Raw genomic sequence first — 23401 nt, 5'->3', positions numbered from 1 at the left:
GATGAGCTTTTCCGATATCTTCATCCGGCGCCCCGTGCTTGCCACGGTGGTCGCCCTCATGATCATCCTGTTAGGCCTTCAGGGCATCGCGCAGCTGACAGTGCGCGAATATCCGAAGGTCGACGAAACCGTCATCACGGTTACAACCACCTATGCCGGCGCCAGTGCTGATCTTATTCAGGGCTTCATCACCGCTCCGATTGCAGAAGCGGTCGCGACCACCGAAAACATCGATTACGTGACCTCTTCGAGCCGTCCATCGTCAAGCACCGTGACGGTGCAGATGAAGCTTGGCGCAAACCCGGATGCGGCGCTGACGGAAGTCATCGCCAAGGTCAATCAGGTTCGCGGCGACCTGCCGGACGAATCCGACGATCCGGTCATCGTCAAGGGCACGGGCCAGAACTTCGCCACCATGTATCTGGCGGCGCAGAACCCGAATATGACGAGCGAGCAGATCACCGAATATCTGGAGCGCGTCATCCAGCCGCGCATGTCCACAATTCAGGGCGTTGCAAAGGCTGAAATTCTGGGCGGCCAGGTTTATTCGATGCGCGTCTGGCTGGACCCGATCCAGCTTGCGGCCCGCCAGATCACCGCACCGGAAGTTCTGGCGGCAATCAAAGCCTCCAACTTCCTGTCGGCACCCGGCACGACGAAGAACGAATATGTTGCGTCTTCGATCACGTTGAAGTCGACCTTGCAGACCCCGGAAGCCTTCGGCGCGATGCCGATCAAGGCGTCGGGCGACGACGTCGTTCGCCTGCGTGACGTCGCGCGGGTCGAACTGGCTGCAAAAAGCACGGACACCATCGTTTCGTTCAACGGCTCGGCGGGTACATTCCTCGGCGTCTTCCCGACACCGGCGGCAAACCCCATCGACATGGCGGCGGCTGTCCGCAAGGAACTTCCGTCCATTCAGGCGTCGCTGCCGGAAGGCATGTCGCTTGTTCTGGTTTACGACGCGACGGAACAGATCAGCTCGTCGATCAAGGAAGTCTTCACGACCATCGGCGAAGCTGTGGCCATCGTCATTCTGGTCATCATCGTCTTCCTCGGTTCGTTCCGTTCGGTCCTGATTCCGATTGTGACGATCCCGATTTCACTGATCGGCGTGTGCTTTTTCCTTTATGTGCTCGGTTTCTCGATCAACCTCCTGTCGCTGCTTGCGATGGTTCTTGCCATTGGTCTTGTGGTCGATGACGCCATCGTGGTGCTGGAGAATATCCACCGGCATATTGAAGAGGGCCTCCGGCCCATGGATGCCGCGTTCAAGGGCATGAAGGAAATCACCGGCTCGATCATCGCAATGACGATCACGCTGGCGGCGGTGTTCGCACCGCTCGGTTTCACGGGCGGTCTGACGGGCGCTCTGTTCCGCGAATTCGCATTCACGCTGGCCGGTGCCGTTATCATCTCGGGCATTGCCGCATTGACGGTTTCTCCCATGATGTGTGCGCGCATGCTCAAGCATGGGGAACAAACCCGCTTCCAGCAATTGATCGACCGAACCTTCTCGCGCTTCGAGAAGTGGTATCACCGCCGCGTTTCCAACTCGCTTAACTATCGCGGCATTACGCTGATGATCGTTATAGCGTTGATGGGCCTGACGGGTTTCCTGTTCATGAACACCTCGAGCGAACTGGCACCGGAAGAAGATTCCGGCGCGCTGTTCTCGATGTTTCAGGCTCCGCAATATGCGACTTCGGCCTATACCAATCTCTACGCCGAACAGATCGATGAACTGACAAAAGATCTTCCAGAACTGAAGACCCGCTTCCAGATCGTCGGCATGGACGGCGGTACGACATCGGGTATCGCGCTCTGGGTTCTGAAGGACTGGAACGAGCGTACCCGCTCGCAAAAGCAGATACAGGAAGACCTGACCGCACGTATATCCAAGGTGGCCGGTGTACAGGCCTTCATCTTCGCGCCTCCGTCCCTGCCGGGAACGGGCGGCGGGTTGCCGATATCGATTGCCTTGCAGTCGACCGGCCCGGCCGATCAGGTGTTCGAACTTGCTGAAGAGATCAAGAACGAAGCGCAGGCTTCCGGCCAGTACATCATCGTGCAGAATTCGCTCTCCTTCAACGCACCGCAGATCACGATCACCATCGACCGTGACCGCGCGGCGACGCTCGGCGTGCAGATCAGCGATATCGGTTCGACGCTGGGTCTTCTGACCGGTGGCGCGTCGGTCGCGAAGTTCGACCGCGATTCGAACAGCTATGACATCATCACACAGGTGCCGGATGTCTACCGTTCGAACCCGGAAAAGCTGGGCGACTTCTATGTGCGCAGCGTCTCCGGCTCGATGATCCCGCTGTCTTCGGTCATCAAGGTCAGCCAGAACGCATCGCCTGCTGCAATCGAACAGTTCAACCAGCTGAATTCGGCCACGATTTCAGCATTGCCGCTACCGGGCGTCACCACCGGGCAGGGCCTGCAAACTCTGGTCGATCTGGCCAAGTCCAAGATGCCGGAAGGCTTCTTCCTGGATTATTCCGGCCAGTCGCGTCTGGAAGTAGAGCAGGGCAACACCATCCTGATCGCCTTCGGCCTCGCCGTCATCGTGATCTATCTGGTGCTTGCGGCACAGTTTGAAAGCTTCCGCGACCCGTTCATCATCATGATGTCGGTTCCGCTGTCGATCTTCGGCGCCATCGTGCCGCTCAATATCGGCCTCGGCACACTCAACATCTACACGCAGGTCGGTCTCATCACCCTTGTCGGGTTGATAACCAAGCACGGCATTCTGATGGTGGAATTCGCCAATCAGCAGCGCCGCCTGCATGGTCTTTCACGCCGGGATGCGATCGTCGTCGCGGCTGAAACCCGTCTGCGCCCGATCCTGATGACCACTGCGGCCATGGCGCTCGGCGTTGTGCCGCTCATCATTGCGACCGGAGCGGGTGCGGCAGCTCGTTACTCGATGGGTCTGGTGATCTTCACCGGCATCGTGATCGGCACCATCTTCACGCTGTTCGTGGTGCCCATGTTCTACACCTTCATCGCGAAGAAGGATGTGGAAGGGGAGTATGTCGCGTCCTCCGAAGCGGGTGGCGAACCGGCTCCAGTGCAACATCACTGAAACTTGCGTTGAACCAACGACAAGGGGCGGCCTAGAAATAGGTCGCCCTTTTTTGTTTTGCTAACGTTGCGAATGCGGCGTTCCAACCCATATGAGCCAGTATGATACCTTTGTCCGTTCTAGATCTTTCGCCCGTTCCCGAAGGCAGTGATGCAGCGCAATCGCTGCACAACACGCTGGAACTTGCGCAACATGCCGAACGGCTCGGCTTCCATCGTTATTGGCTCGCCGAGCACCACAATATGCCGGGCATCGCCAGCGCGGCGACATCCGTGGTTATCGGTTACGTCGCCAACGGCACCTCGACGATCCGCGTCGGCGCGGGCGGCGTCATGCTGCCCAACCATTCGCCGCTGGTGATAGCCGAACAGTTCGGCACGCTTGCCTCGCTGTTTCCGGGCCGTATCGATCTTGGGTTGGGCCGCGCTCCCGGCGCCGACCAGATCACCGCCCATGCGCTTCGACGCAATCTCGACAACGATGCAAACGCTTTTCCGCAGGATGTGGTCGAGTTGCTCAACTATTTCAAACCAGCCGAGCCGGGCCAGCGTGTGCGCGCAGTGCCGGGCGAGGGATTGAATGTGCCGGTCTGGATTCTCGGCTCCAGCCTGTTTGGCGCGCAGCTTGCAGCCATGCTTGGCCTGCCATATGCATTCGCCTCGCATTTCGCACCTGTGGAGATGGAACGTGCCATTGCGCTTTATCGTGAGCGGTTCGAACCATCGGAATATATGCAGAAGCCCTACGTCATGCTGGGCCTTAACGTCATTGCTGCCGATACGGACGAGGAAGCCAACTATCTTTTCACGTCGCAGTTGCAAGCTTTCGTGAACCTGCGTAGCGGTCGCCCCGGCAAGCTTCCCGCTCCGGTCGAGGGTTATGCGGAACGGCTTGATCCGGCAGCACAAGCGCTCGTCCGTCAGATGCTGTCATGCCGCGTGGTCGGCGGACCGGAGACAGTCGCGAAGGGCATCAAAGCCTTTGCCGAAAGCACCGGAGCCGACGAGTTGATGTTGACCGGCATGATCCACGATCACAAGAAGCGCCTGCATTCCTATGAGATCGCAAGTCGATCAATCACCTGACTTGACTGTCTCCATATCCGCATAGACCAGATAGCGAAGGGGGCCAGGAGTAATCGCATCGAATGGGTAGCAGGTCGCCAGGACGAGGTGGCGGCCTTCGCGCTCCGGCGCGATCTTCGCCTCATCCCACCGTGCTATGGTCATGTGGCTGACGCGATAGGAAACCGTCTTTCCGTCGCTGCGAGTGACGAGTATCTGGTCGTTCTTCTCGATATTCTTCAGAAATGCAAAATGCGTGTCGCGATGCGCAGCATAGACGGCCGTCCCCCGTTCCCCCGCCATCGGCGTATTGTCCAGATGGCCGGGACCGAAAGCCAATGCCTGACCGCTGGCACCTTTCAGGGCAATGGCTGATTCATCAAGCCGTGGGACTTCGATACGGGCAACCGGCCAGGTATCGGCCCAGTCCCAGGGTTTGACCGGAGCGCCCGTTTCAATGCTCTCCGAAAAGGCTCTTTCAAGCAGGATCTGCGCCGCAAACGCTTTCGCATGTATCCAGATTCCCTGACCGGAAAGTGCCAAACCCATCGCAATCAGCACCATTCCCACCGTAGGGAGAAGGGAGCGCTTCAATGCGCTCCCTGTAACAACCTGATTAATACGCATCACACATTCTCCTTGCGGCGGAAGAACCAGACGACGAACAGGCCAGCCAGCACCAAACCCAAGCCTTGAATGAGCAGCATCGTTGCTGGCGTTGCCGTCTGCGGCAGCGGGATCGACTGCGACGGCGATGATGGTGATGCGGGGCTTTCATGGCTGCGAACAGTGTCGCTTACACCATTCATATCCATGCTAGCGCGATTCTCGACATTGCGATCCGCACGGATGCCGAACAGCTTGTCATAATCCCAGCCAGCCGGCAGTTGCAGCGGAATATCGGCGCGGGTCAGCGGCGCATTTGCCTGTCGCGAGGGTGTCTTGTCCACAGCCACGAGGCTCGTCAGCCGGCTGACCAGATGATGTTCCAGTGCGAGGCGAAGAATGCGCGCATCGGCGGCGTCCTGAGAAATCTTGCCAAGGGTAAGTTCCACTTCGGCATCATCAATCTTGCGACGCGCCCACAACTTTGAAATGCCTTCGGCATTGATTGCCTGATCGAGCGGCAGTTCGACTGTCCACGGACGGCCGTCAATCTGGCCTTCGATAACAAGGTTTCCCGTCGCTTTACCCATTCGTGCCGCGATGACAAGTGGTTCGCCACGATAAAGATCGGGCAGAAGGGAAGGCGTCATGCTCACATTCTTTTCGGAAAAATTAGCCTTCAGATCGGTAACAGCCGGGTTTTCAAGCTTGTCGAACAGAGCCCGCATGCGGTCATCCACTTCAGCCGCCGACCCGATATGCGTGAAGGTTCCGCGTCCAAGTTCCGCCGCGCGATTCATCAGATAGGAGTTCGGGGCAGAGCCAATGCCGACCATGAAAATACGCGAACGTCCTCGACGTGCCGCCACGGCATCCAATAATTGCTGCTCATTGCTGATCTCGCCGTCGGTAAGAAACACGATCTGCCGCAATCCGCTGCTCTGATGGCTGTCATCAAGCGCAGCATGAAGGGCTGGCAGCATTTCCGTGCCGCCTTGCGCTTCAAGGTTCATTACGAAACGGCGGGCGGAGGCGATATTCTGCTGATTGGCCTCGACCGAATCCTCGAAGAACCTCGTCAATGTGTCATCGAAACGGATCACATTGAAACGGTCTCCGGGATGAAGTTTTGACAATGCGTAATCCAGGCTGGCCTTCGCCTGTTCCATGGATGTGCCGCCCATTGATCCGGAATTATCGATCACGAAGATGACTTCACGCTGCGCCTTCTTCATGCCGGCAACAGACGGTGGCGTAACATAGGCAACCACATAGTCATCCTTGCCGATATGTTCGCGGAACAGTCCGACCTGCGGCGCATCATTTTCGACAGCACTCCATTCCAGAACGAAATCGCGGTCCGCAGCAGCGGCTCCGTCCAGCGTGATTTCACGCGTGGCGTCATTCGTCGTATCGATCCTGACCTTGTGGTAAAGGCTTTCAACCTTTCCAAGCGGGAAGCCAGCCTTCAGATTGACCGAGATGCTCACAGGATTTGTCCGCAGGTCAGCCGGTGGGGCCAAAGGTGTTACAATCGGTGCGTTATAAGTATCGGCCTTGCCAGTATCGCTCGTCATACCCCAGCCGTTTTTCATTTCGACTTCCTGGACAATGGGCGAGGCGTTGTCTGGATTATAACGTGGTGCGACGACCAACGGCACACGCAGCGAAAAACGCCCACTGGAAAGTCGCACCGCCTGCTGATACTCGATCTGGATGACGACTTTTTCGTGCGGGCCGATATTGGCGACCGCATTGGTAAACACATTGGGCCCCTGCTGTTCGATCAGCGTGGCTTTTTTGCCTTCGCTTTTCGCCTTTTCATATATTTCGCGAGCTGCCTGCTTCTCCTTGATGTCAGCGACAATCACGCGATCGCCGATAACCATTTTCAGCGAATAAACTGCACTTTCTTCGGGCAGTGGAAAAACATAGAGGGCTTCGACGAAACCGTCGGTCGGGTTCTCGAATACCTGCGTCATCCGGGCTCGGGCCGTCGGCCCGCTCACATCGAGATTGACGTCCGTCGCAATCCGGGGCGCTTCGGCGTAACGCCCGGCTTCGCTTGTTTCCAGCAGAAGGCTGCCGGATTGAACCTCGTTCGGGGTAACCAAAGCGGGTGTTTCGGCGCGGGCCTGAACGATCTGCAACAGACAGAAAACGACAGCCAATGCCGGCAGCAACGCCATGTTGCAGAACCAGACGAACGAACAGAAGTGGGAAACTAACCGGCCTCTGTTGCCATGATTTGAAAGACTTGTCGCGGGTGACATGACATGCTCCTTGTTCACCTCGAAGAACTGGAGCCATTGTCGCTGGAGCGACTGTTTCCACTCCAGCGTAAGCTTTGCCAAGTTTCAGCCGTCCCTTTCCGCAAACCGCCTTGCCGGTTACGCATATGTGTGGAATTGTGAAGAAAAGTACGCAATTCAGGATAAGCCATGTCCGATCAGGACTCTCACCTTCCCGACCAGATCAATACCCGCGTTGCCGTTCGGGTTCGTGAGGAAATCGCTCGGCGGCGTATTTCGCGCCAGCATCTGGCCGATGAAGCGCGAATCAGTCTTTCGACATTGGAAAAAGCGCTGTCCGGACACAGGCCCTTCACACTCGCAACCATCATCCGGCTTGAACAGGCAATGGGTATCGCCCTGCGCGAGCAGGCGGGGGAAGCTCCCCCCGCGCTTGCCAGGAATGGCAACAGCCACGCAGCGGAAGAACTTGGCGCCTATTCGCGTGCCTCGGTTTCATGGCTCGAAGGCGACTACCTCACCTTGCGTCCTTCGTTCGGCGAGGACAGTGCCATCTTCGCGTATATCACGGAAATCGGTTGGAATTTCGATGCCGGGCATCTCAGTTTTCGTGAGCGTGAACGTTCCGACGTTTCGTTCTCGCAACAGGGGGCCGTTTCCGTTCCACATCTTTCGGGACATATCTATCTCGTGACGAATACGTCCGGCCAGTACCGTATGGCCGTGCTCTCCCGCCCAAGCATCACAGGCGAAATGTTTGGTGTCCTAACGACATTGCGCGCCGGGCAGGGCGCACATCTGACCCCGGTTTCAACGCCACTTGCGCTCGTACCCATGAGGCAATTTGCCGGTCCGTCATTCGGGCGTATAAGGCCTGACGATCAGTCCTTCGCCGATTATTCGGCGATCCTGTGCAAGACTCTGAGCGACGGCTATGCGGGTTTCGTGACTGGTTGAGTCACACTCTCGCTTTTGATTTCCATCAGCAGCCAATCTCGGAAGGCTGATACCGCCGGGGTGCTCGAACGAGCCTTAGGCGTCACAAAGTAATAGCTGCTCGGACTTTTGACCGTGTGCGGACAAGCGACCACAAGCTGTCCGCTTTCAATCTCGGCGCGAATGAGGAATAGCGGCATCAGAGCAACGCCGAGACCGGCAATGCAGGCCTGTGAGACATTTGAAAACTGCTCGAAGCGCATTCCCGGAGAAACCGGGGCGGCGATGTCGAGACTTTTGAACCAGTGATCCCACGCACCGGGGCGCGAAGCCATGTTGAACAGCGGAAGCGGCAGAAGATCGGAAGGTGCGTGAACCGGGTTCCGCTGAAGAAAAGCCGGGCTGCACACGGGCGCAACAGTTTCGTCCATCAGGAACACACTATCGGCATTGGGCCAGTCCGGCTGGCCGATATGGATCGCCGCATCCAGCCCTTCGCGATCGAAATCGAACTGGCCGATACGGGTCGCAAAATTGAGGATAATATCCGGATACTTCGCCACGAAATGCGGTATGCGCGGTATCAACCAGCGCGTTCCGAATGTCGGAAGGAAGGCCAAATTGAGCGTGGTGCCGCGCATCTGTGACATGACCTGTAGCGAGGCGGCGCGGATAGACGCCAGCGCCGGGCCCACTGCCTTCAGATAGGCACGTCCCGCGTCGGAAAGTACGACATGGCGGCTGGTGCGGTCGAAAAGCGCGGTCCCAAGCTGTTCTTCAAGCGTTGCAATCTGTCGGCTCACCGCGCCTTGCGTCAGTGACAGTTCCTCGGCGGCCGCCGAAAAGCTTTCATGCCGCGCAACGGCATCGAAGGCGGCAAGCGCACTGGTGGAAGGAAGCAGGCGGCGTGATATCGAGATCATGATCCATTACTAAATGGAATAGATCGATGAGTAAACGTCGATTGCACGGAACTCCGGCACGGTCCATATTTCCTGCAAATTTTCATTGAGGAGAATACACTGATGTCACGTGCGGCTTTTAGCTGGGAAGACCCGTTTCTGCTGGATGATCAGCTGACCGAAGACGAGCGCATGATCCGCGACTCGGCCAAGGCTTTCGCGACGGACGTTCTGCTGCCCCGCGTTGAAAAGGCCTATCTGGATGAGACGACCGATCCTGAACTGTTCCGCCTGATGGGGCAGGCCGGTCTCCTTGGCGTGACGCTGCCAGAAGAGTACGGCGCAGCCAATGCGGGCTATGTTGCATATGGTCTGGTGGCGCGCGAGGTCGAGCGCGTCGATTCCGGTTATCGTTCGATGATGAGCGTACAGTCGTCGCTCGTGATGTATCCGATCTATGCTTATGGCTCCGACGAACAGCGCAAGAAATACCTTCCGGGTCTCGTTTCCGGCGAGCTCATCGGCTGCTTCGGCCTGACCGAGCCCGATGCGGGCTCCGATCCGGCAGGCATGAAGACCCGCGCCGAAAAGATCGACGGCGGCTATCGCCTCACCGGTGCGAAGATGTGGATTTCGAATTCACCGATCGCCGATGTGTTCGTCGTCTGGGCAAAGTCTGCCGCGCACGACAACGCAATTCGCGGCTTCGTGCTTGAAAAGGGCATGAAGGGTCTTTCCGCACCGAAGATCGGCGGCAAGCTTTCGCTACGCGCTTCGATCACCGGCGAAATCGTCATGGACGGCGTTGAAGTTTCGGAAGATGCGCTTCTGCCGAACGTATCGGGCCTCAAGGGTCCGTTCGGTTGCCTCAATCGCGCCCGTTACGGGATTTCCTGGGGCGTGCTGGGCGCTGCGGAAGATTGCTGGTTCCGCGCCCGTCAGTACGGTCTTGACCGCAAGCAGTTCAACAAGCCGCTTGCTGGCACGCAGCTTTACCAGAAGAAGCTGGCTGACATGCAGACCGAAATCGCTCTCGGCCTACAGGCAAGCTTGCGCGTCGGCCGCCTGTTCGACGAAGGCCAGATGGCGCCTGAAATGATTTCCATCGTCAAGCGCAACAATTGCGGCAAGGCGCTCGATATTGCCCGTCAGGCACGCGACATGCACGGCGGCAATGGTATCCAGATTGAATACCACGTCATGCGCCACGCGCAGAATCTGGAAACGGTGAACACCTATGAAGGCACGCATGACGTTCATGCGTTGATCCTTGGCCGCGCCCAGACCGGCATTCAGGCTTTCTTCTGATCACCACGCCATAAGCCTTCCATTCGGGCCCGTTCGCAGTTCGCGGGCGGGCTCTTTTATTTTTCATACGGGATTGCTGAAAATGCAGAACACGCCGCTTGACGGTCTCAAGGTGGTAGAACTGGCCCGCATTCTGGCCGGGCCATGGGTGGGACAGACGCTCTCCGATCTGGGAGCCGATGTCATCAAGGTTGAAAGCCCCGAGGGTGACGATACGCGCAAATGGGGTCCGCCATTCATCGATGTGGACGGCGAACGGTCTGCTGCCTATTTCCACGCCTGCAATCGCGGCAAGCGCTCGATTACCGCGGATTTTCGCACCGAAGAGGGCAGGGAACTGGTCCGCCAGCTTGTCGCTGATGCCGATGTCGTCATCGAAAACTTCAAGCTTGGCGGGCTCGACAAATACGGCCTCGACTATGAGAGTCTGAAGGCCATCAATCCACGCCTGATCTATTGCTCGATCACCGGTTTCGGCCATACCGGCCCTTATGCAGAGCGCGCAGGCTATGATTTCATGATCCAGGGCATGGGCGGCATCATGGATCTCACGGGCGAGCCCGACGGGGAGCCGCAGAAGATCGGCGTGGCTTTCGCCGATATTTTTACCGGCCTTTACAGCGTGATTGCGATCCAGTCCGCACTCATCATGCGCGAGCGCACCGGCACCGGCCAGCATATCGATATGGCGCTGTTCGACTGCATGTCGGCGGTGCTCGCCAATCAGGCGATGAACTATCTGGCGTCAGGTGTTTCACCAAAGCGCATGGGCAACGCGCATCCGAACATCGCGCCCTATCAAACGCTCCCCGTTTCCGATGGCTATTTCATCATCGCCTGCGGCAACGACGGACAGTTCGGGAAACTGACTTCATTGCTCGGCATTGGCGATCTCGCGGCCGACGAGCGTTTTGTCAGCAATTCGGCGCGTGTGGCCAACCGTGCCGCTCTGACAGCACTTCTGGAAGAAAAGACGAAAGCGTGGAAGCGTGACGATCTTCTGGCCGAGCTTGCCAAAATCGGCGTGCCTGCTGGCCCGATCAACACGGTGGCCGATGTGTTCGCAGACCCGCAATTCGAGGCGAGGGGGATGAAAATAGACCCGCAAGGGGTCCCCGGCTTGCGGACGCCCATTCGCTTCTCGAATGCCGAACTGAAGCTCGACAACCGCTCCCCAAAGCTTGGTGAACACAGCGGCGCGATCCTATCGGAGATCGGAAAAAGCTGAACCAAAAACCCGACATTCTATCGGCGCGCTCTTCCTTGAAGGGCGCGTTTTTGTTTGCAATGCATTGGAGATAAGTGAAAGGCTCTAATCAAGAAACAACTTTAACCCCTTGCGGGGAAAGTATTTTAAATTGTTCTTGAGAGAAGATGGTGCGGTCGAGAAGACTCGAACTTCCACGGGTTGCCCCACAGCGACCTCAACGCTGCGCGTCTACCAATTCCGCCACGACCGCCCGTGGTAGGAGCCGAACTCCGTCGGCGAGTGGGCATTTAGCAAATCACTTTGGGGTGCACAAGCCCCATCTGCATCTTCCGGCAATCTTTTTGAAAAAGAATGTGAAAAAGCTTGTGCTCAATCACGACAGGAAGGAAAGAAACCCAGAAATTCCGGGCTTTTTCAAAGACTTCCACAAATCAGAAAAATTTCTGAAAAACGTCATCAAGCGGATGGGTGGAGGTCGGAGACCAAGCTGGAGGTAGCAAAGGGAAACGAATCCGGTGAGTCCGATTCCCCCGGATTCGTTTCGGCTGTCGAAAATCAGCCGGCGATGCCCTGCAGGCGCTTGATATCCTCAAGGCGCTTCAGCGTTTCTGTATATCCGGCATCGATGGCTTCGGATGCGCGATGGAAATCGGCAAGCCCGATCTGTCCCACGATCGGCATAAGCGTGACATCCGGCGGGTCGCCAGCCATGCGGGCGCGCGATATACGATCCTGAATGATGTTGAAGGCTTCCATCATCACGCCGGTAATGCCGAGACGTGCTTCCTTCTCGCCGTGAATTGCATCGCCGAGGCTGTCCTGATGTGTTTGCGCATGTTTGATGACCGCAGCGCGGCCATACTGGTCGTAATGAAGATTTACCGCCAGAACGAGCCGCTGCTCATAAGCACGGCAAACGGATACGGGCACGGGATTGACGAGCGCGCCGTCGACCAGCACACGCTCTTGCCAGCGCACAGGCTCGAAAACACCGGGCAGGGCATAGGAGGCGCGCATCGCCTCCACCAGAGGGCCGGAAGATAGCCAGATTTCGTGACCGGTGCGCAACTCCGTGCAGATCGCGACGAAGGGACGATCCAGTTCCTCGATGCGCAGCCCATCCAGATGTTCACGCAGGCGACCGTCCAGTTTCATGCCGCCGAACAGTCCGCTGCCGCGAAATGTAATGTCGAGGAGATTGAACATGCGCCGCCGTGTTAGGCTGCGGGCGAATTCTTCCAGCTCGTCCAGCTTTCCGGCCAGATAACAGCCACCCACAAGCGCGCCGATCGACGTGCCGGCAATCATCTCGATATCGATATTGGCTTCATCCAGCGCGCGCAGAACGCCGATATGCGCCCAACCGCGCGCGGCTCCACCGCCCAGCGCCAAGGCTATCCGGCGGGGCTCACGCTTGATTTCAGGCGTTTCGGCGATTTCATCCGTCGGCTGTACAAGGTCGTTATTCGCTGCCTTGCGCCGCTGCCCCCATGCGAGCATCACGATGGACACCTCTTCGTTTCGATCTGGAGCATTTCCGGCAAAAGACTAAAGCGGCTTGCGTCAGGAAATGCACAGACAAATGGCTAAAACGATCAGACAGTTCCGTGTCACGAGAACCGCTTCAGGTTAGTGAAACATAGTATCCAAAGAATAAATGCTGCGAATTGATGGCGCGACTCATATTCGCGCCATCACATCCTTTTGACCGAGGTTAATGCTCGTGATCGCAGGCCGTTCCCATGGTCAGGGATATTTTTCCGTCATCAGACAAGACCTGCCGATAAAAGCACGAACGGCGGCCCGTATGGCAGGTAGGACCATCACCCGCTACGCGCACTTTGAGCCACAGCGCGTCCTGATCGCAATCCGTGCGCAACTCGACTACGCTTTGCAGGTTGCCCGACGTCTCGCCCTTCTTCCAGAGCGTGGCCCGTGAGCGAGACCAGTAATGGGCAATTCCCGTTTCGAGCGTAAGGCGCAATGCCTCCTCATTCATGTGGGCGACCATCAGCAATTCGCCGTCACGCGCATCGGTAACGACAGCGGTGATGAGGCCCGATGCATCGAAGCGCGGCATAAATGCCGCGCCTTCTTCAATGGCCTTCTTGTCGGAAGGCTGAGTGGGAAAGAAGCTCATCGTCTGCCGCTTATCTGCGGGTCAGGGTCATGAAGCGAACCTGCTCCTCCGCATTGACCTGCATTTCGCCGGTAAATGTGGTGGTGATGGTCGTCGAACCCTGCTTGCGAATGCCGCGCATGGCCATGCACATATGTTCCGCCTCGATCATGACAGCAACGCCGCGAGGCTTCAAAATGCGCTGGATGCTGTCGGCGATCTGCGCAGTAATGCTTTCCTGCGTCTGAAGGCGACGCGCAAAAATATCCACGACGCGGGCGATCTTGGAAAGGCCAACCACCTTGTGATCGGGCAGATAGGCGACGTGCGCCTTGCCGATGATCGGCACCATGTGGTGCTCGCAATGCGAATGGAACGAAATGTCCTTCACGAGGACGAGATCGTTATAGCCTCCGACTTCCTCGAACACCGTCCCGAGAACTTCTTCCGGGCTTTCCGTATAGCCTGCGAACAGTTCCTTATAGGCCTTGGCCACGCGCTTCGGCGTTTCCAGAAGACCCTCACGCTCCGGGTCGTCACCGGCCCAGAGCAAAAGCGTACGTACAGCGGCTTCTGCATCGGCCTGCGTCGGCTTGCCATGCAAAAGAGTTACGTCTGCCTGCTTGTTCGGCAGGCCGGATTCGTCATCTTCTTTGAGGATGCGAGCGTCCATCAGTATTCTCCAGTAGTCTCCTTCAAGGAGGAGACGAGTTAAACGGACAATACAACGATGCGCTTTGCGAGCGGGCGATGTATTGATCCGGCGCTTACGGTCACCGGACAGGTTTTCGTGCGACTGCCCCCGGGGTCTGTGCTATTGTTACCCATGGCGCAGACGCTACTTGCCTATTATATAGACAATAAATTGCAACTTCAAACCGCAGCCGAGCGACAAAATTATGTTTTTCTCCGGCATCGCGGAAGGTTCGCCTCTATGATCGATGATATTTATAACAAACGTATCCTGGAGTTCGCAGGAAACCTCGAACGCCTCGGGCGTATTCCAGAGCCGGATGCGGTTGCCAAGGTGCACTCCAAGCTGTGCGGATCGACCGTTACGGTCTACCTGAAAATGGCTAACGGCATTGTGACGGATTTCGCGCATGAAGTGAAAGCCTGCGCGCTTGGTCAGGCTTCTTCCTCCGTAATGGCGCGCAATATCGTCGGCGCTTCGGCCGAGGAACTGAAGGCCGTTCGCGATCAGATGTACAAGATGCTGAAGGAAGAAGGTCCGGCACCGGAAGGGCGCTTCGCGGACCTCAAGTATTTCGAGCCGGTGCGCGAATACAAGGCGCGTCACGCCTCCACCCTGCTTACCTTCGATGCGGTTGTCGATTGCATACGTCAGATTGAGGAAAAGGCCAAAGCTGCCTGATGTGTTCTTGCGGCAAAGATCATGCGGGCGAGGGAGCGCCCGAACGCTATAGCCGGAACTTTACCGATCCCTGGCGCAAGACGCCAGGAAGAGTGTTGGGTACGGCATTCGTGCGATTCTATCAGGTGACATTCTCGTCCCTTATCGGCAATTCCTGCCGGCATCTGCCAACCTGTTCCGAATACGCCTATGAAGCCATCGCCCGTCACGGATTGTGGAGTGGCGGCTGGATGGGGCTGTTTCGCATCATGCGCTGCGGGCCATTCGGCACACATGGATTCGATCCTGTACCGCGAATATTGCCCCATGACCTGAAATGGTATCTGCCCTGGCGCTACTGGCGGTGCTCGTCGCCCGGCCGGGATTTCTGACAGTTTTTTGTTAGCTGATTATAATTCATTAAGGATATCAACGTTTCATTGAGAATTGGAATTTAAGGCAGTGCTGTGGTCTTTTTCGGGCCGCAATTTGCCTGCATGTCCCCTCGGCGTTCATATTCCTGCGAGCTATTATGCTGAAATCATCGTCCCGCCTTTCGCGTCTCATTGCCTCCTTTGCACTTGGTGCGAGTGTGCTTTGTACATCCGCGTCCATGGCGAGCACCTCCTGGGTGGTTTTCGACGCCGATAGCGGACGGATTCTCGGTCAGGATGACGCGAATCTTCAGCATGCGCCCGCTTCGCTGGCGAAAATGATGACGCTTTACCTCGCATTTGAAGCGCTCAAGACCGGCAGGCTGCATTGGGACGATGAGATGCCGATCTCAAAGAACGCCGCTTCGAAGGTTCGCATGAAGCTTTGGCTGAAGCCGGGCGAAACGATCACCGTTCACGACGCCATCTATGGCATGATCGTGATATCCGCCAATGACGCGGCAACGGTAATGGGTGAATATCTGGCCGGATCAGAAGCCGCTTTCGGTCGGCTGATGACGCAGCGCGCGCGCCAGATTGGTATGAAAAGCACTTTCTTCGTCAATCCGTCGGGTCTGACGGCAAAGGCCACCCAGCTCACGACTGCCCGCGACATGGCGATCCTCGGCATGAGCCTGCGTCGCGATTTTCCAGAACAGTATGCGCTTTTTTCGACACGCTCCTTTACGTTCCGCGATCGCGTCCTGAACGGTCACAACACCCTGATGTACCGCTATCAGGGCGTGGACGGCATCAAAACCGGTTACACGGATGTGTCCGGCTATAATCTCGTTTCGTCGGCCGTTATCAACGACAAGCACCTGGTTGGCGTTGTTCTTGGCGCTGGATCGGCGCGGCAGCGCGACGACCAGATGGCGAAGCTGCTGACACGATTCAGCAAGGAAGACACAGATACCAAGGGGCAACTCGTTGCAATGGCCAAGCCGCAGCCTGTCGCGAAGCGAGCAACTGTCGTCCAGCCGAAAGCTGACGCAGTAGCCGATCTGATCGACGATTCCCGCATCGAGCAGGGCGATGGCGGTTTCCTGATCGCTTCTGCATCCGGCGCATCGGCCTGGACGATCCAGCTTGGCGCTCCTCCGACGCTCGCTGGAGCAAAGGAGCTGTTGGCCAAATATCGTCCGGCGGTCGACAAGGTAGTGCCGGGTCTGAAGGCTGAAATTTCTCCAGCGGAAAAGCGCCGCAAGGTCTATCGCGCACGGTTTTCGGGTTTCAAGGATTCTGCGTCCGCCAAAAAAGCATGCGTTCAGCTGAAACAGCAGAAGATCGATTGCCTCCCGATCCGTAACTGATTTTATTCTTTTTTAGTTCGACAAGCGCGACCTGGCACTGTCAGCGTGTCGCGCTTTACTGGCTGGACGAAAAAGACTAGAAACCAACCTTCATTTCATACGCATGAACCCCACCCGCAATCGTTGGCGGGACTGGATAAGGATGATTAGAATGTCGAATACTGTTTCCATGCAATTTCCCGATGGCTCTGTGCGCGAATACGATGCGTCAATGACCGGCGCAGGCCTTGCGGAATCGATTTCCAAATCACTCGCCAAAAAAGCTGTTGCCTATGCCGTCGATGGCACCGTGCGCGATCTTTCCGATCCGCTGGGCGCTTCCGGCAAGGTGGAGATTTTGACCCGTGAAGATCCGCGCGCGCTCGAACTGATTCGTCACGATACGGCGCACGTGCTTGCGGAAGCCGTGCAGGAGCTTTTCCCCGGCACGCAGGTCACGATCGGCCCGGTGATTGAAAACGGCTTCTATTACGATTTTGCCCGAAATGAACCATTCACCCCGGATGATCTGCCGGTGATCGAAAAGAAGATGCGCGAGATCATTCAGCGCAACAAGCCTTTCACCAAGGAAATCTGGTCGCGGGAAAAGGCCAAGCAGGTTTTCGCCGATAAGGGCGAGAGCTACAAGGTCGAGTTGGTGGATGCCATTCCTGCCGGGCAGGACCTCAAGATTTATTATCAGGGCGACTGGTTCGATCTCTGCCGCGGCCCGCATATGGCGTCCACAGGCCAGATCGGCAATTCGTTCAAGCTGATGAAGGTTGCCGGGGCCTACTGGCGCGGCGATGCCAACAACCCAATGCTGACCCGTATCTACGGCACCGCCTTTGCCAACGATAACGATCTTCAGGCCTATCTCCATATGCTTGAAGAAGCCGAAAAGCGCGATCACCGCCGCCTTGGCCGTGAAATGGACTTGTTCCATTTTCAGGAAGAAGGGCCGGGCGTCGTATTCTGGCACGCCAAGGGCTGGAAGATGTTCCAGAATCTGGTGAGCTATATGCGTCGCCGCCTCGACAGCCATGGCTATCAGGAAGTGAACGCGCCGCAGGTGCTAGACAAGTCGCTCTGGGAAACCTCGGGCCATTGGGGCTGGTATCGCGACAACATGTTCAAGGTGACTGTCGCCGGTGAAGAAACCGACGATGACCGCGTGTTTGCGCTAAAGCCGATGAATTGCCCCGGCCATGTGATGATCTTCAAGCACGGCCTCAAGTCCTATCGCGACCTGCCGATCAAGCTCGCGGAATTTGGCAATGTGCATCGCTACGAACCCTCGGGCGCCTTGCATGGCCTGATGCGCGTGCGCGGCTTCACGCAGGATGACGCGCACATCTTCTGCACGGAAGAGCAGATGGCGGCGGAATGCCTGCGGATCAACGATCTCATCCTGTCGGTCTACAAGGATTTCGGTTTTGAGGAGATCACCATCAAGCTCTCGACCCGTCCTGAAAAGCGCGTCGGTTCGGATGAGCTCTGGGATCGCGCCGAAAGTGTGATGATGGGTGTTCTGGAAAAGATTCAGCAGCAGTCTAACAACATCAAGACCGGCATTCTGCCGGGCGAGGGCGCTTTCTACGGTCCGAAGTTTGAATATACGCTGCGGGACGCTATCGGCCGTGAATGGCAGTGCGGCACCACCCAGGTCGATTTCAACCTGCCGGAACGCTTTGGCGCTTTCTATATCGACAAGGATTCGGAAAAGCGCCAGCCGGTCATGATCCATCGCGCCATTTGCGGCTCCATGGAGCGTTTCCTCGGCATCCTGATCGAGAATTTCGCCGGTCACATGCCGTTGTGGTTCGCGCCGGTGCAGGTCGTGGTCGCGACGATCACCTCCGACGCCGACGAGTACGCTGCCGAAGCGGCAGCCAAGCTGAAGGCGGCGGGTCTGCAGGTAACCACGGATCTGCGCAACGAGAAGATCAACTACAAGGTCCGCGAACATTCGCTTCAGAAGGTTCCGGTCATCCTCGTTTGCGGCAAGCGCGAAGCGGAAGAAAAGACCGTGAACATGCGCCGTCTCGGTTCGCGGGATCAGGAATCGATGACGCTGGATGAAGCCATTGCGCGGCTGGTTGAAGAGGCGACCCCGCCTGACCTGCTGCGTCTCAAGAATGGTGCTTGATAAAGGAAGGGCCGCGCACTGCGCGGCCCTTCTGCTTTCATGCAAGTCGAGCGCTTAATCCATACTGTCTTCAGCTGGTTCGGATTCGCCGTTGGCGACGACCTCGACTTCTTCCTTCTGGCCGGATGAAACCTTGAAATCCCGCTGATAGATGCGGTCCTTGTTCTTGGCGACTGCGACGTAGTCGCCTTCGATAAGAACCATTGATGAGTAGGCGCCAGCGCTTTCGCGCACCACGTCGCCGGAAGCGTTCAGGATAGACCAGGACGTATCGGCGAGTGCCTCACCGCCGCGCTCGCGCACGAGTTTCAACGTCACTTCCGCAGCGCGGTGCTGAACGGTCGCTTCAGTGAGCTTGCCGGCTTCCACGCGAATATCCGCACGGATGATGGCGTTTGCCGAACCGTAGTTGGAAACAACATGATAGGTGCCGCTGTTAAGGCGAATGATCGTGTTCGGCTTGACGTCGGGGACGATCAGCGAACGGTCATTATTGTCCTCGTCGGCATAGATAGAGAAGCGCAGGAGGTCATCATTGATCTTGCCGCCATCCGGCAGAATCGCACTGAGCTTCATCCCGCCTGCATCCAGCATCATCACTTCATGGCGCGTCGCATTTCCGATGGTGATCCGCTTCGTGGCACCCGCGCGGCCATAGGCGACATGCACCAGATAACTGCCTTCCGGCAGATTGAAAACTGCACCGCCGCCCTGTGCGCTCGCGATAAGCGGCAGTTGCCCGTCAGGCCCGACATCGGGCCGGAATACGCGCCATACAAGTCCTGCGGGAATGTCTCCGCCGCCTTCGCTCAATCGTGCCTTGAGATCGAGTTCACGCGTCTGGATCAGCGGATTGTTCTCCGGGCTTGAGGGAGAAGCGTAATTGTTCAGCGTCGGCAGATTGAGTGCAGGCTGTGGCAACTCCGGCAGGCGGGTCGTGTTGCTCTCCAACAGGGAAGAGTTCGGTTGAGGATCAAGGCCCTGAGCCGTCGACGGCATCACACCAAGGGCAAGCATGGTCACAGCAAACAGTGGCCCACCGCACAGAACAATTTTTCTCTTATGATTATACAGCTTCAAACGATCCCACATGCTGTATTTTTGAGCCCATGCGGGTGGCGAATTCAAGGCCAAATCGCTTTCAGCGCCCGCATTTTTCCAAATTCCCGCAATTGTTCCATTCCTGAATTTTGACTTTACAGTTGGGATGCAACGGGCGAGAAGAGGCAGCCCCAATAAGTGGAGCAATATAAGCAGCATTTTAGCAATGAGGTTATCCGTGGCCCACCCGGTGTTCGATTTTCTGGCGCAGCGCAGTTCCACCCCCATTTCGGCTATTTCCGAACCGGCACCCGAGGGCGAGGAACTTGCAGCGCTGTTGAAAGTCGCCGCGCGCGTGCCTGACCACGGACGCCTGACACCGTGGCGTTTCATTCTCTATCGCGGCGATGCACGCGTCAAGGTTGGCGAATACCTGGCCACACGTGCCGAAGAAATCGAAGGCCTGCTGCCGGAAGGGCGGAAGGAAAAAGAACTGACGCGTTTTTCCCGCGCACCGCTCGTCGTCGGCGTCGTATCATCGCCTGTTGCCCATGAACGCATCCCGGAATGGGAACAATTCCTGTCCGCCGGGGCCGTGGCTATGAACCTTTGCACCGCGGCCAACGCGCTCGGTTACGCTACCAACTGGATTACCAACTGGTATGCCGACGATGCGCCCGCCCGTGCTTTTCTGGGGCTGGCTCCCAATGAACGTATTGCAGGGTTCGTGCATATCGGAACGGCCGCAAACAAGATGCCGGAACGCCCGAGAGCCGATATGGACAAGATCGTGAGCGACTATTCCGGCCCATGGGCGCAAGCTTAGAACCTGCTTCAACAAGCTTTGCTAATCAACGGACAGACATATGTTTTATGAACCGAGAGAAGGGCATCCGCTCCCCCATAATCCGTTCAAGGCAATCGTGGCCCCACGCCCAATCGGCTGGATAGGGACGCAATCGAAGGAGGGATCGGTCAATCTCGCGCCCTATTCCTTCTTCAATGCGATCTGCGACACGCCGCCTATGGTCATGTTTTCGTCGAACGGCGCGAAGGACAGCGTTTCTTTCATCGAGCAAACGGGCGAGTTCACCGCAAATCTGGTGAGCGATCATTTGAGAACGCAGATGAATGCTTCATCTGTCAATGCGCCTCGCGGCGTCAGCGAGTTTGAATATGCCGGTCTCTCCCGGGCCGCTAGCAGGCTTATCGCGGCACCGCGTGTCAGGGAAGCCTACGCCGCGCTTGAGTGCGTCGCGGTGGAAATCAAGAGATTGCAGGACAAAGAGGGCAGGGCAACCGACAATTACATGGTGATTGGTGAAGTCGTCGGTGTCCATATCGACGAACAGGTTCTGACTGACGGTCTCATCGATATTGCGAAAGCTCGGCCTGTCAGCAGGCTTGGTTATATGGATTTTGCGACAACGGAAAGCGTCTATCAGATGTTCCGCCCAAAATGGGAAGATGAGAAATAGAGGGCCTGAGAAAGCATTTCCAGCAAAAAGTGTGAAACGGTTTTGCGTTCGGAAATACTTAAAACAAACAGTTAGAGGCCCTTTTTCTTGGCTTCAACCCAGATTGCTTCCATCTCATCAAGGGACGCAGCGTTGAGATTGCTGCCGGCTTCGCCAAGCGTCTTTTCGATGAAATGGAACCGTCGCTTGAATTTTTCGTTGGCGGCGACGAGCGCGGTTTCTGCATCGATTTCAAGGTGCCGGCCCAGATTGACCATGGCAAACAGCAGGTCGCCATATTCCTCTTCGATATTGGCACGTTTTCTTGCCGTCATTGCTTCCTTGAGCTCTGCGGTTTCTTCGGCAATCTTGTCGAGAATCGGTGCAGCCTCGGACCAGTCGAAGCCGACTTTCGCGGCTTTCTGCTGAAGTTTCAGCGCGCGGAGCAGGGCAGGGAAGGCTTGGGGAATATCATCCAGAAAACCGTCCTTCTCGGTCGTTTCGAGCCCGAGTTTAGCGCGCCGCTCGGCGCGCTCGGCTTTTTCTTCGGCCTTGATGCGATTCCACGAGCCCTTGGCCATGCCCGCGCTTCTGGCTTCCGCGTCGCCAAAGACATGCGGATGCCGCCTGATCATTTTATGCGTGATAGCTTCGACGACATCGCCGAATGCAAAGCTGCCCTGTTCTTCGGCCATCCGGGAATGGAACACCACCTGTAACAGCAGATCGCCAAGCTCCTCGCGCAGATCGTCCATATCGTTACGCTCTATGGCGTCGAGGACTTCATATGTTTCCTCAAGCGTATAGGGCACAATTGACTGGAAATTCTGTTCCACATCCCACGGACAGCCGGTTTCGGGGTCGCGAAGCGCTGCCATGATTTCCAGAAGACGATCGATATTGCGGGATGGTTTCATCATCGCTCCGTCAAATTTGGCTGATCTACTGCAACCATTCAAGAGAATCGTACGGGAGGGTTGAAGTCTGTTACCGATTTTGCATAGTCAGCCGGGGATCGCACATCGGGGCGGTATGTTCAACAAGCGGATACATAAACGATGACAATTCTTGTGACTGGCGGTGCCGGCTATATTGGTTCGCACACCTGCGTTCAGCTCATCGAGGCAGGCCACGATGTCGTTGTGGTCGACAATTTTGATAACAGCCACCCGGAAGCCCTGCATCGCATCGAACAGATTACCGGGCGCACGCCGCGCCGCGAAGCAGGTGATATTCGTGACCGCGCTTTTCTGGAACAGGTGATCAGGCATCATAAATGCACCGCCGTCATTCACTTCGCCGGTCTGAAGGCTGTGGGTGAATCGAGCGAAAAGCCAATGCTCTATTATGATTGCAACGTTGTCGGCACGCTCCGCCTGCTGCAAGCCATGGAAGCGACCGGCGTCAAGACTCTGGTTTTCAGTTCGTCAGCCACTGTCTACGGCGATCCGCAGAAATTGCCGATCACCGAAGACCAGCCGCTATCCGCGACGAACCCCTACGGTCGTACCAAGCTCGTCATCGAGGACATGCTTCGCGATATTTATAACGGCGACAATAGCTGGAAGATCGCCATCCTGCGCTATTTCAACCCGGTCGGCGCACACGAAAGCGGCCTGATCGGCGAAGATCCGAAAGGCATTCCGAACAACCTGATGCCGATCATCGCTCAGGTCGCGACTGGTCGTCGCGAAAAACTGAATGTCTGGGGCAATGACTATCCGACGCCGGATGGCACCGGCGTTCGTGACTATATCCACGTGGTCGATCTGGCTGCGGGTCACCTGAAGGCCCTCAAGAAGCTTGATGAGCCGCAATGCTTCTCCGTCAATCTCGGAACAGGGCAGGGCTACAGCGTTCTCGATGTGGTCAAAGCGTTCGAGCATGTTTCAAACCGCGAGATCAAATACGAGATTGCGCCCCGGCGTCCGGGGGATGTGGCTGAATGCTATGCCGACCCGACCTTTGCCCGCGACTTTCTTGGCTGGTCGGCAGAAAAGAACCTGCGCGAAATGTGCCAGGATATGTGGCACTGGCAATCGAAGAACCCCAACGGCTATGAATGAACCAACGCTTCCATCTTCTGGCAGCATCCCCAAAAGTGTGAGCCTTTTCCCCTCAAGGAAGATTGAAACTCCTCTTGATAGGTTTATGAACCAGATAAACTGAACAGCCTTACGATTGAA

20 protein-coding genes and 1 tRNA gene are annotated in these 23401 nt (G+C 56.9%); 12 read left to right on the top strand and 9 right to left on the bottom strand.

Translation table 11 applies throughout. The annotated features are described in order from the left end of the window. Position 1 precedes the first annotated feature (1 nt). Together J9800_RS06685 and J9800_RS06680 are read left to right on the top strand one after the other, a co-directional pair. On the top strand, positions 2–3091 hold the full coding sequence (locus J9800_RS06685) for an efflux RND transporter permease subunit (RefSeq protein ID WP_114215367.1): 3090 nt from the start codon (positions 2–4) through the stop codon (positions 3089–3091). A 101-nt stretch (positions 3092–3192) separates the two neighbouring features. Then, complete coding sequence (locus J9800_RS06680) at positions 3193–4176, top strand: LLM class flavin-dependent oxidoreductase (RefSeq protein WP_114215368.1); 984 nt, start codon at positions 3193–3195, stop codon at positions 4174–4176. On the opposite strand, the gene J9800_RS06675 is transcribed toward J9800_RS06680, so the two are convergent. After that, positions 4165–4782 carry a class GN sortase gene (locus J9800_RS06675; protein ID WP_114215369.1) on the bottom strand — a complete coding sequence of 206 codons (618 nt, stop codon included), beginning with the start codon at positions 4780–4782 and terminating at the stop codon, positions 4165–4167. The genes J9800_RS06680 and J9800_RS06675 overlap by 12 nt on opposite strands. Next, positions 4782–6950 carry a marine proteobacterial sortase target protein gene (locus J9800_RS06670; RefSeq protein ID WP_286191601.1) on the bottom strand — a complete coding sequence of 723 codons (2169 nt, stop codon included), beginning with the start codon at positions 6948–6950 and terminating at the stop codon, positions 4782–4784. Before J9800_RS06670 ends, J9800_RS06675 begins: the two co-directional genes overlap by 1 nt. 252 nt (positions 6951–7202) lie before the next feature. Here J9800_RS06670 and J9800_RS06665 point away from each other — a divergent pair, with 252 nt between their 5' ends. Continuing rightward, complete coding sequence (locus J9800_RS06665) at positions 7203–7970, top strand: helix-turn-helix domain-containing protein (RefSeq protein WP_114215370.1); 768 nt, start codon at positions 7203–7205, stop codon at positions 7968–7970. Here J9800_RS06665 and J9800_RS06660 read toward each other — a convergent pair. Beyond that, positions 7946–8872 (bottom strand): LysR family transcriptional regulator, encoded by a 927-nt coding sequence (locus J9800_RS06660; RefSeq protein WP_114215371.1) that lies wholly within the window; start codon positions 8870–8872, stop codon positions 7946–7948. The two genes, J9800_RS06665 and J9800_RS06660, sit on opposite strands and share 25 nt — an antisense overlap. A gap of 102 nt (positions 8873–8974) precedes the next feature. Between J9800_RS06660 and J9800_RS06655 the strand changes: the two genes are divergently transcribed. Together J9800_RS06655 and J9800_RS06650 are read left to right on the top strand one after the other, a co-directional pair. Then, the gene (locus tag J9800_RS06655; protein ID WP_162792631.1) at positions 8975–10159 is read left to right on the top strand and encodes an acyl-CoA dehydrogenase; all 1185 of its coding nucleotides are present in this window, start codon (positions 8975–8977) and stop codon (positions 10157–10159) included. Positions 10160–10241: 82 nt separating this feature from the next. Then, positions 10242–11387: a CaiB/BaiF CoA transferase family protein gene (locus J9800_RS06650; RefSeq protein ID WP_114215373.1), complete on the top strand. Its 1146-nt coding sequence runs from the start codon at positions 10242–10244 to the stop codon at positions 11385–11387. A 147-nt stretch (positions 11388–11534) separates the two neighbouring features. Here J9800_RS06650 and J9800_RS06645 read toward each other — a convergent pair. From J9800_RS06645 to folE, 4 genes are all read right to left on the bottom strand, one after another. Then, positions 11535–11619: transfer RNA gene (locus J9800_RS06645), tRNA-Leu, on the bottom strand. Positions 11620–11924: 305 nt separating this feature from the next. Continuing rightward, positions 11925–12872, bottom strand: a complete 948-nt coding sequence (locus J9800_RS06640; RefSeq protein ID WP_114215704.1) for a patatin-like phospholipase family protein — start codon at positions 12870–12872, stop codon at positions 11925–11927. A gap of 211 nt (positions 12873–13083) precedes the next feature. Next, positions 13084–13509, bottom strand: a complete 426-nt coding sequence (gene hisI, locus J9800_RS06635; RefSeq protein ID WP_112588311.1) for a phosphoribosyl-AMP cyclohydrolase — start codon at positions 13507–13509, stop codon at positions 13084–13086. A 10-nt stretch (positions 13510–13519) separates the two neighbouring features. Further along, positions 13520–14161, bottom strand: a complete 642-nt coding sequence (gene folE / locus J9800_RS06630; RefSeq protein WP_006466810.1) for a GTP cyclohydrolase I FolE — start codon at positions 14159–14161, stop codon at positions 13520–13522. Positions 14162–14422: 261 nt separating this feature from the next. Between folE and J9800_RS06625 the strand changes: the two genes are divergently transcribed. From J9800_RS06625 to thrS, 4 genes are all read left to right on the top strand, one after another. Beyond that, entirely contained in the window at positions 14423–14863 is a 441-nt protein-coding gene (locus tag J9800_RS06625; protein WP_112588315.1) for an iron-sulfur cluster assembly scaffold protein, read from the top strand. After that, positions 14863–15234, top strand: a complete 372-nt coding sequence (gene yidD, locus J9800_RS06620) for a membrane protein insertion efficiency factor YidD (protein WP_114215374.1) — start codon at positions 14863–14865, stop codon at positions 15232–15234. Before J9800_RS06625 ends, yidD begins: the two co-directional genes overlap by 1 nt. Positions 15235–15374: 140 nt before the next feature. Continuing rightward, positions 15375–16589 carry a D-alanyl-D-alanine carboxypeptidase gene (locus tag J9800_RS06615; protein WP_114215375.1) on the top strand — a complete coding sequence of 405 codons (1215 nt, stop codon included), beginning with the start codon at positions 15375–15377 and terminating at the stop codon, positions 16587–16589. Positions 16590–16740: 151 nt separating this feature from the next. After that, a complete protein-coding gene (thrS, locus tag J9800_RS06610) occupies positions 16741–18717 on the top strand; it encodes a threonine--tRNA ligase (RefSeq protein ID WP_112588321.1) in 1977 nt (658 codons plus the stop codon). 54 nt (positions 18718–18771) lie between these two features. Here thrS and J9800_RS06605 read toward each other — a convergent pair whose 3' ends face one another. Further along, the gene (locus tag J9800_RS06605) at positions 18772–19734 is read right to left on the bottom strand and encodes an RgsD C-terminal domain-containing protein (RefSeq protein WP_502696719.1); all 963 of its coding nucleotides are present in this window, start codon (positions 19732–19734) and stop codon (positions 18772–18774) included. A 262-nt stretch (positions 19735–19996) separates the two neighbouring features. On the opposite strand from J9800_RS06605, the gene J9800_RS06600 reads away from it, so the two are divergent. Beyond that, entirely contained in the window at positions 19997–20584 is a 588-nt protein-coding gene (locus J9800_RS06600; protein ID WP_114215377.1) for a nitroreductase family protein, read from the top strand. Between the two features lie 40 nt (positions 20585–20624). Further along, on the top strand, positions 20625–21236 hold the full coding sequence (locus J9800_RS06595) for a flavin reductase family protein (RefSeq protein WP_114215378.1): 612 nt from the start codon (positions 20625–20627) through the stop codon (positions 21234–21236). A 71-nt stretch (positions 21237–21307) separates the two neighbouring features. Here the strand turns inward: J9800_RS06595 and mazG are convergent, their stop codons facing one another. Further along, positions 21308–22132: a nucleoside triphosphate pyrophosphohydrolase gene (gene mazG / locus J9800_RS06590; RefSeq protein WP_114215379.1), complete on the bottom strand. Its 825-nt coding sequence runs from the start codon at positions 22130–22132 to the stop codon at positions 21308–21310. A 141-nt stretch (positions 22133–22273) separates the two neighbouring features. On the opposite strand from mazG, the gene galE reads away from it, so the two are divergent. Beyond that, positions 22274–23281, top strand: coding sequence for a UDP-glucose 4-epimerase GalE (gene galE / locus J9800_RS06585; RefSeq protein WP_114215380.1), 1008 nt, complete (start codon positions 22274–22276; stop codon positions 23279–23281). Positions 23282–23401: the final 120 nt, after the last annotated feature.

Origin of the sequence: Ochrobactrum sp. AP1BH01-1 (assembly GCF_018066705.1) — a bacterium.
In the GTDB taxonomy this organism is placed as follows: Bacteria; Pseudomonadota; Alphaproteobacteria; order Rhizobiales; family Rhizobiaceae; genus Brucella.
The sequence above is the reverse complement of the archived record's forward strand: the minus strand, read 5'-3'. Positions and strand labels throughout refer to the sequence as shown.